Origin of the sequence: Desulfosporosinus lacus DSM 15449 (assembly GCF_900129935.1) — a bacterium.
GTDB lineage: Bacteria > Bacillota > Desulfitobacteriia > Desulfitobacteriales > Desulfitobacteriaceae > Desulfosporosinus > Desulfosporosinus lacus.
Genome location: NZ_FQXJ01000034.1, coordinates 25,588 through 34,352, shown reverse-complemented (window position 1 = coordinate 34,352; position 8,765 = coordinate 25,588). Strand labels below are relative to the sequence as shown.

The window sequence follows — 8,765 nt, the reverse complement described above, 5'->3', positions numbered from 1 at the left end:
CAACCAGGCTCTTCTCCTGCTGGGAATTCCGGAAGATGAGCGGGAGGAATTTATCCTGGAGCAGGATGTTAATAATATAACCATCCGTGAGCTGAATCGGGCTCTTAAAGAACAGAAGCAAACCCTTCCGGAGAAAGAGCTGGCTCAAGTCACACCTCTGCCTAATAATTCCGGGGGAATCAAGATAGAATATCAAACCGTCAAAAAAACCGCCAAACCAATAAGCAGGCCAAAAACTGCTGCCTCCCAAGCCTTTACCACGAAGTATGAAGAAAAATGCATCGCTTGCCGCCAAACTATCGCCGATGCATTCCAGGAACTGCTGGAAGCCCTCTGCCAACTGGCCAGACTTGATCCGGCGGTGCAGGAGAAATGCAGCGAAGACGCGAGGGAGCTTGCTGGAAATATGGTGGAAAGGCTTAAAGAGTGGCCGCCTGTTACCAGGACGAATATGACGACGGTTGAGACCTACGCTACCCATGAAAGATGGTAAATTCGAGATACGGAGATTCAGGGTCCGTCAAACGCTATTTATATGGCACGTGATGCCTTAGCGACAAAGAAAACATTATCGATTCCCTTATGGCTTAATGAAGAGGCGGAAGCTCACAATGTGGATTTCTCAACCATTCTTCAGGAAGCCTTAAAAGAACATTTAGGAATCCAAACAAATCAAAAATAATAATTACAGGCAGCCTTAACCGCTGCTTATTTTTCTTTTGGACATAAGAAAAAGAGCCTTTCGGCTCTTAAACCTTTTGCAACTAGTTAAACAGTCACCTTCTTCCGGTATACAAAAGCGCAAGCAAAGGCGAGGGAATGTTAGCTCGCTCCCTTGCACACGCGAGAGATTTTTTCCTTGTGCAGCCTAAAAAAACAAGATACAAATATTGTCATGGTGCCTAACGGTTGTGTAGGGTGCTCGTATCACTTTGTGCAGGGCGGATATGTTCGGGGGCTGCCACATTTGGTCTATAAATGCAAAACGGCGGAGACATTGATTGACGATGCCCCCGCTGCTGGTTACGTTCTCTTGCTCAGTTTATACATTTTAATTAATAATTGTAAAAGCTCTTGACAGCTTTATTCTATTGCAATAGAATAAAGCTGTTTCATTCTATTGCAATAGAATGATTAGTGGAAGGAGCTCGCTTATGGAAATCAAACTTTTTGATTCAGAGCTAAAAGTCATGGACATTCTCTGGAAAGAAGGTGATACAACAGCGAAACGAATTGCAAAAATTTTAAAAGAACAGGTGGGCTGGAGTAAAACCACTACCTATACGGTTATTAAAAAGTGCGTTGATAAGGGGGCTATTGGACGGTATGATCCCGATTTTGTCTGCCATCCTCTTGTCACAAGAGAACAGACACGGGAACTGGAGACTACAGAGCTTATCAACAAAATGTATGACGGCGCTGCAGATCAGCTCGTCGTTTCCATTTTGGGCCGGACGAATTTATCGTCGGAAGAAATCAAAAGACTCAAAGAAATTGTCAGCAAACTGGAATGAGGGGATGGTTATGGAGATATTGAAAATGAGCCTTTCGGCTTCCGTTTTCATTCTGGCAATTGCAATTATCCGTGCCTTTGCGCTGCACCGGCTTCCGAAAAGGACGTTTTATGTGCTTTGGGCCGTGGCACTGTGCCGCCTGCTCATTCCTTTTTCCGTTTCCTCACTCTTCAGTATTTATACTCTTGCTAACATACTAAAAACGCACTTTTCAACTATGGATACGACCGTTACAGGTATGGCTCCAATCAATATTGGAACGGCGGCAGAAACGATAAACGCTTCGTTGGCGAAAACGGCCTCGAAAGACATATCCATCTTTATGGTCGTATGGGTTATCGGCTTGTTAGCCTGCGCCTTGTTTTTCCTTGCCACGCATCTTCGGTGGCGTAGAGAATATAAGACCGCCCTGCCTGCTGAAAACGAATTCGTTAAGGCTTGGCAACGAAGCCATCCAACAAGGAGAAAGGTGGAAATCAGGCAGTCGGATAGACTAGCTACCCCGCTGGCTTACGGGATATTTAGATCGGTGATACTCCTTCCCAAGGGCACGGACTGGACGAACGAACAACATTTGGAATATATCCTCATTCATGAGCTTGTACATATTCAACGTTTTGACACATTGATGAAGCTCTTCCTCGTTGCTGCAGTATGTGTACATTGGTTCAATCCTTTGGTATGGAGAATGTATGTATTGGCAAACCGGGATATTGAACTGTCCTGCGATGAAGCTGTTGTGAGGACTGTTGGAGAAAATATGAAGTCCGCTTATGCCTTGGCTCTTATTGGGCTGGAGGAAAAGAGAAGCAGTATAATCCCTCTTGTGAACAATTTTAGCAAAAATGCTATTGAAGAAAGGATCGTTGCGATTATGAAAATGAAGAAAACTTCAATTATAACTCTTGTAGCAGCTGTTCTAATAGTCACAGGGGCAAGTATAGGATTCGCGACCGAAAGCCCTGCTTCAACAGCAGCTACCACTTCGTCCCGTTCAGAGTCATCCACTGAAAGGTTAGCACGGATCGAAACGAATACTCCTTCCGCCAGACCTGTTAATGAGAAAGCTCTGCCGGAATATTGGAAAATGGGGGCCCTGAATGATAAGGGAGTGCCTTATTTGCCGCTTGTAACCACGGCTGAAAACTTAGGGTATACGGTAAATGTAGTTTCTAAAAATATAGATAACCCTCAGTATCCAAACACTGTTGAATATAACTACGAGCTAGTAAAAGACGGAAAATCCCTTGGTATTGCCAGTCTAGATATTTCAGATGGCAAGGTGGTAACATCTATGATTGATGGAATCTTCTGCAACACACATGATCAGGCAACCCATACCAGTATTGTATTACAGAACGATACGATCTACATGCCCGCTCAGTTCTTCAAGGAGGCCCTCGATACCGTTAATAAATTGCCGTAAATAACATTCTGTATTTCCTTCCTCCAGTCGACGGTTTCCCTGATATTGAGCAAAGCATCATGGACTAGTGCATAATGCCTTCTTAAGTACAAAGAAATTGTACTTTCAACACGGTAACACCTTGTTGAAGCAAAGGACCTCTGGACACTTGGTGGCCTCAGAGAAATGCAGTAAACAGAGACTGATAACGTATCTCTTAAATGAAGGCTAACCCTTGAGTAAACTAAATAATCAATGGGCGGATATGGTGCCAACATTTAAACCTAGGGTTATATGGGAAGGCTCAAGGGATAAACCTGGGGTGAGAACCGGACTCGGGAAATCCGACTGTCCGGGATCGCAGGAGGGCTCTGGGAAACGTGGCCTGCATTCTGTAGATGCGTGCGCCCAGTTTCTATCCCGACAACACCCGTCCGTTAGGCGAAATAACTCTTGCATTCAATTCCACCTGTTCAGCGGGTGGTTTGTTCTAGCTTTATAAGGGCTGGGTACAGCTGAGCCTAAAGGCTCGCTGAAAGTTCCGCCAACCGTACTCCGCTCCGAACTACCCCTAAAGGGGTTGCGGAGCTATTTTTTCTTGTTCTTTTCTAATGACTCACCCGTAAACGGGTTAACAAACTCTTTGATGTTTTTCTAACCTTCCACAGGATTAATATGCTATATTTAAGTTAGATTACACTAACTTAAGTATAGCAAGTAAAGTTATTGAAAGAACAGGAGAAAATCAAATGCTTATTAAGCAAGATCAATCGCCTGACTGTTGCAGCGATAGCTGCTGCCACAGCCATTCTTCCGATTCTAAAAAAGACTGCGCTCATTCTCACGACCCTATGACAATCACCAATGAGGAAATGGACGTTTTGATGGATCTTGTGCAGTACAGTTACATACCGGTCAGCCGCTTTGTTATGAGTAGCTGTAAAGAGGAAGAAGCTAGATTTGTTTCTTTCGCACCAGTGTATATAAATGCTCTTGATGACAGCATGGAAATTGTGAAAGAGATTGGAACGGTTTTGTCAGAGCTTGAGAAAAAGCAGCTTATCTCTCTCGACTACGATATTCCCCTGGAGGACTATGACTACACACTGCATTCAAACTCGGTTCTATTTGCATACTTCACAGAAACGGTTAATGAGGGGAAGAAAAACCCGAGCTTTCTTTGCGACACAGCAGAAATTGAGCTTGGCAGCATAGCGCTCACTGAGTTGGGTGAGAAAGTCTCAGTGCAGATTAGGCATGAATATAACGCTGCCAATAAAGCAATTAAACCATAGGTGTGATTTTAGTGATATGAATGACGTTTCAATGCATTTTATAACAAGAACAAAATGACAATACATGGAGAAATACTGAATGATTATTATTATCTAACTCTTGGATTCATACTGACGGCCATAATTACTACTTTATATTTTATACTCAATATTGGTAATGATTTATACCTATTAGAATAATAAGGGTGGCAATCCCATCTCCCGCCTACGCACTCACTATGGTGAGCAAGGCGGCTTAGAGGCGGGAGACTTTGGTTGCAAGTTAAAAAAACCACATACAAAGATATTGACTTTCATTATCAATTACGGTAAAATCAAGGTACAGCAAATCAGCATCACAACGATTTGTGATAAAGCAGATAAGCAAGCAAGTAATTAACATAATCAAATTATCAAGGAGATGAGCATGATGTCTTTAGCGAGAGGAAAGTTAAATACGCCTTATACAGTGAATTGCGTTAATACTGATCACGAAGATATTCGTGAGTTCTTATTTACGCTGGGGTGTTATCCTGGTGAAAAAGTAACTATTATTTCAAAATTGGCATCTAATTATATAATTAATGTCAAAGATGCAAGGTACAGTATAGACGAGGATTTAGCAAACGCCATTATGGTATAGTCTATTTTGTTCTATCATTACCTTAGGGTAGTGTTAAATAAAAGTTAGATGAAACTAACTATAGGGTAGTGCTGAATAAAAGTTAGACTAAACTAACTATTTAAGGAGGAAATCATGAAAATCGCTTTAGCAGGAAATCCTAATAGCGGAAAAACAACATTGTTTAATGCTATTACGGGTAAGATCGAGCATGTAGGAAACTGGGCCGGGGTTACCGTGGAGAAGAAAGAAGGGGATGTTAAGCAGAGCCTTAATCCAAGGAACGAAGACTTGATTGTGGTGGACTTACCCGGCGCCTACTCCATGTCACCATACACGAGTGAAGAGTCCATAACCAAAGACTTTGTCCAAAACGAAAATCCGGATGTTATTCTCAACATAGTTGACTCAACAAATTTAAGCAGAAGTTTGTTCTTTACTACACAATTACTTGAACTAGGTATACCCGTAGTAGTTGCTCTAAATAAGAGTGACTTGACAGATAAAAAGGGCAATACAATAGATATTCCGGCATTGAGTGATGCCCTTAAATGCCCTGTTATTCAAACCGTATCGACAAAATCGGCAAATAACGGTTTGCTTGAACTGCTGAATGCTGTAATAACGGTTGGCAAGGCAAACAAAAAGCAAATCTCTCCAAGTATTGGCGTAAAAAAAGCTTCAACAAAAGAAGAATTTGAAAAGGCTGATAAAAAACGATATGCCTTTGTAAACAATGTCGTTACGGAAGTCGAGAGAAGAAAGGTAAGCTCGGAAAAGCAGACCATGCAAGACCGGGCTGATAGGATAGTCGCACACAAATGGCTGGGGATTCCGATCTTTGCAGTAATAATCTGGCTAGTTTTCTCGATCTCGCAGTCCTGGGTTGGACCACTATTTGCAGATATTTTTGTCGGATGGATAGACAAGGTGTACGAAGGTGTAGCTTCTCTACTAGGAGAAAACATAAACCCTGTTGTTGGTGCCTTGCTTCTTGATGGTATCATTGGCGGTGTCGGTGCTGTCATTGGATTTTTACCCCTGATTATGGTGCTATTTTTCTGCTTAGCGCTATTAGAAGACAGCGGATATATGGCGCGTGTAGCTATCGTTTTTGATAGATTCTTTAAAAAAGTTGGATTATCAGGCAGATCTATCATACCTATGATTGTTGGTACCGGTTGTGGTATACCTGGAGTTATGGCAACGAGAACCATTAAAAATGAAAGACAAAGACGTACTACTGCGATGTTAACCCCATTTATGCCTTGTGGAGCCAAACTTCCAATAATTGCACTTTTTGCCGGTGTTTTTTTTAACGATAATAGTTGGGTTGGAACTTCGATGTACTTTCTTGGGATTATTGTAATAATTATAAGTGCACTAATTATTAGAAAAATTACAGGAGATTATTCTAGGTCATATTTCATAATGGAGCTTCCTGAATATAGATGGCCAAGTTTAAAGCGAGCTTCCATATCCGTATTAATGAGAGCAAAAGCATTCATTATTAAAGCAGGTACAATTATTCTGGTTTGCAACGCTGTAGTACAGATATTACAAACATTCGACTGGCAACTCCAAGTAGTTGCAGAGACTGCGCCGGAGACAAGTATATTGGCAAGCATTGCATCACCCTTAGCGATATTATTCATCCCGCTTGGCTTTGGCCTGTGGCAGTTTGCAGCAGCGGCAGTAACAGGATTTATCGCCAAGGAAAATGTCGTCGGAACCTTAGCTGTTTGCTTTAGTATAACGAACTTTATCGATGTTGAAGAGTTAGCACTTGTTGGCGGCAGTGCAGAAGTAAGTGCGATATTCGGTATTAGTGCAGTAGCCGCACTTGCTTATCTGGTATTTAATCTCTTTACACCCCCATGCTTTGCGGCGATAGGTGCCATGAGGTCTGAAATGGAATCCCCTAAGTGGCTGTGGGGGGCTGTTGGTTTCCAACTGAGTATGGGTTATGTATTGGCTTTCCTTGTATATCAGATCGGTACTTTAATAACTACTGGTACATTAGGCGCAGGATTTATCGGAGGGCTAATCGCTGTGGCTATTATAGTAGCGAGTGTGGTTTACTTTATGAGAAAAGGCAGTAAAAGCACACAAATATCGGCCGAAATGCAGTCGGTGAAAGTATGAGCACAGTTGATTTTATAGTTATTGCTGTAGTAGCCGCCCTAGTTGCCCTTGCCATATATAAAATTGTCATGGATAAGAAAAAAGGTGTAAAGTGTTCTGGATGCAGCGGGTGCTCAGGATGCTCGGATAAGCACCCACAGGAATAGCAGCCAGCCGACCTTCTCCAATATGAGTTAATTATTGGAGAAGGTTTTTCTGTCGAGTGGAAATCGGTTTTGAGAAAGGGTGTTATTTTGGACTTGTCCACAGGTCGAAATGAAGGTGTTCTGAACAGCACCCGTTTTTTGCTTGGAACTTGAATTTGTGTTGTGTTTAATTGACTATAGATGTGTTTGGTTGTATTATTGTGCTGGAGGTGACCTCATGAAGAAATTGTTTACGGCTCAGGAATTAGCGGAGATGCTTAATCTGTCGGTAGAAACGATCTGGAGGTATACCCGGCAAAAAAAAATCCCCACGATTGAACTGGGAGAGAAACAATACCGCTATGAAAAGGAAGCCGTGCTGGCTGCTTTGGCTGGAGGGAACCTATCTGTTAAAGAAGAAGGTCATGTATACGCCAAGCAGGGTAATTATACCTATGAGGATTATTTGAAGCTTCCGGAAGAGCCTGGCTATCGGTTTGAGATCCTAGAAGGATTTCTGGTAAAGGAGCCATCGCCTTCTATGCATCATCAGCGATTATCGCGAGAACTGGGACGTCGGTTGATGACTTTCTTTGATAATTATGATCCGGAGGGAGAACTCTTTTTTGCTCCCTTGGATGTTACTTTGAACATCAGTAATGTAGTACAGCCGGATATATTATTTATCTCCGGTGCCCGCAGGGAAATTATGCGTCAAGAACGCATCGACGGTCCTTGTGATTTGGTGGTGGAAATTATGTCCCCGACAAATCGCCGGAAAGATCGCTTACGGAAGATGGAGATTTATCGTAAGGCAGGGATCCCTCACTACTGGATTGTGGATCCAGAGGAGGACACCTTGGAAACTTTTAGGCTTAAGGACGGAAGTTACACCCTGGTATTTGCAGGGGGACCGGGCGACAAATTCACACATCCTGATTTTCCGGGGTTGGCCCTGGATCTGGACAGGGTATTTCATAGACCTGTATTTGAGTGATTTTCCTCAGACTTCTTACTTATTACAGCATGGCCACTTGAGCAAAGCCTCGAGAGGCCTTTTTTAGAGATGGTTTTCAATTTTACCTCAAACTCCAATAAGCACATCCATCGGCATGTGCTCATTGGGGACTTTACTTATTCTTATTGACTGGTATGATTAAAATAAGTATTTAAGTGGTATTAAAGGAGCTTCCAGATGTCAGATCAAAACCGCGTTAAGCCCCAGCGATTGTATGCGAGGGTGTGGAGTAGGGTTTATCAGTTATTATTTTTGGCTTATACAACAGTTCTTATCTGGGAGCTGTTTCTTGGAAAATATCGTTCTCATGGTGGGCCTAGACGCTATAACTTAACTCCCCTGAAAACAATCGAGAGCTATATTGAAAACTATGAGAGTTTTGGAGTCAGTATCGTCCTAATTAATCTGGCAGGCAATATTGTGGCGTTTATGCCGTTGGGATTTTTGCTGCCTCTTATTTTCAAAAGAACGCGGCGATTGATCGCTATAATAGGAATCGCCCTGCTCACCAGTATTACAGCTGAAATCTGCCAATATATATTTAATGTCGGAGGCTTGGATATCGATGATGTACTGCTCAATACGTTTGGTGGGGTATTGGGTTACTTAGTCTACCAGTCTTCAAGGAAATTGTTGCCTCATCGTAACTGATGGATTTCATA

11 protein-coding genes are annotated in these 8,765 nt (G+C 42.4%); 10 read left to right on the top strand and 1 reads right to left on the bottom strand.

Translation table 11 applies throughout. The features are described from left to right. From BUB11_RS25075 to BUB11_RS25060, 4 genes are all read left to right on the top strand, one after another. The coding region (locus tag BUB11_RS25075) for a DUF3102 domain-containing protein (protein WP_143187714.1) at positions 1-493 on the top strand (493 nt) is incomplete at its 5' end. Between the two features lie 42 nt (positions 494-535). Next, positions 536-682, top strand: coding sequence for a hypothetical protein (locus BUB11_RS27305; protein WP_427846337.1), 147 nt, complete (start codon positions 536-538; stop codon positions 680-682). 472 nt (positions 683-1,154) lie between these two features. Then, positions 1,155-1,514, top strand: coding sequence for a BlaI/MecI/CopY family transcriptional regulator (locus BUB11_RS25065; RefSeq protein ID WP_073033204.1), 360 nt, complete (start codon positions 1,155-1,157; stop codon positions 1,512-1,514). Positions 1,515-1,524: 10 nt separating this feature from the next. Further along, on the top strand, positions 1,525-2,940 hold the full coding sequence (locus BUB11_RS25060; RefSeq protein WP_073033202.1) for a M56 family metallopeptidase: 1,416 nt from the start codon (positions 1,525-1,527) through the stop codon (positions 2,938-2,940). A gap of 231 nt (positions 2,941-3,171) precedes the next feature. Here BUB11_RS25060 and BUB11_RS28075 read toward each other — a convergent pair whose 3' ends face one another. Further along, a complete protein-coding gene (locus BUB11_RS28075; RefSeq protein ID WP_143187713.1) occupies positions 3,172-3,378 on the bottom strand; it encodes a hypothetical protein in 207 nt (68 codons plus the stop codon). 290 nt (positions 3,379-3,668) lie between these two features. On the opposite strand from BUB11_RS28075, the gene BUB11_RS25055 reads away from it, so the two are divergent. From BUB11_RS25055 to BUB11_RS25030, 6 genes are all read left to right on the top strand, one after another. After that, positions 3,669-4,214 (top strand): hypothetical protein, encoded by a 546-nt coding sequence (locus BUB11_RS25055; protein ID WP_073033200.1) that lies wholly within the window; start codon positions 3,669-3,671, stop codon positions 4,212-4,214. A 406-nt stretch (positions 4,215-4,620) separates the two neighbouring features. Next, entirely contained in the window at positions 4,621-4,836 is a 216-nt protein-coding gene (locus BUB11_RS25050) for a FeoA family protein (RefSeq protein WP_073033198.1), read from the top strand. 114 nt (positions 4,837-4,950) lie between these two features. Next, positions 4,951-6,960, top strand: a complete 2,010-nt coding sequence (gene feoB / locus BUB11_RS25045) for a ferrous iron transport protein B (RefSeq protein WP_073033195.1) — start codon at positions 4,951-4,953, stop codon at positions 6,958-6,960. After that, complete coding sequence (locus BUB11_RS25040; RefSeq protein ID WP_073033194.1) at positions 6,957-7,106, top strand: FeoB-associated Cys-rich membrane protein; 150 nt, start codon at positions 6,957-6,959, stop codon at positions 7,104-7,106. The genes feoB and BUB11_RS25040 overlap by 4 nt, the downstream gene beginning before the upstream one ends. A 217-nt stretch (positions 7,107-7,323) precedes the next feature. Further along, positions 7,324-8,082 carry a Uma2 family endonuclease gene (locus BUB11_RS25035; protein ID WP_073033193.1) on the top strand — a complete coding sequence of 253 codons (759 nt, stop codon included), beginning with the start codon at positions 7,324-7,326 and terminating at the stop codon, positions 8,080-8,082. A 198-nt stretch (positions 8,083-8,280) separates the two neighbouring features. Next, positions 8,281-8,754 carry a VanZ family protein gene (locus BUB11_RS25030; RefSeq protein WP_073033192.1) on the top strand — a complete coding sequence of 158 codons (474 nt, stop codon included), beginning with the start codon at positions 8,281-8,283 and terminating at the stop codon, positions 8,752-8,754. Positions 8,755-8,765: the final 11 nt, after the last annotated feature.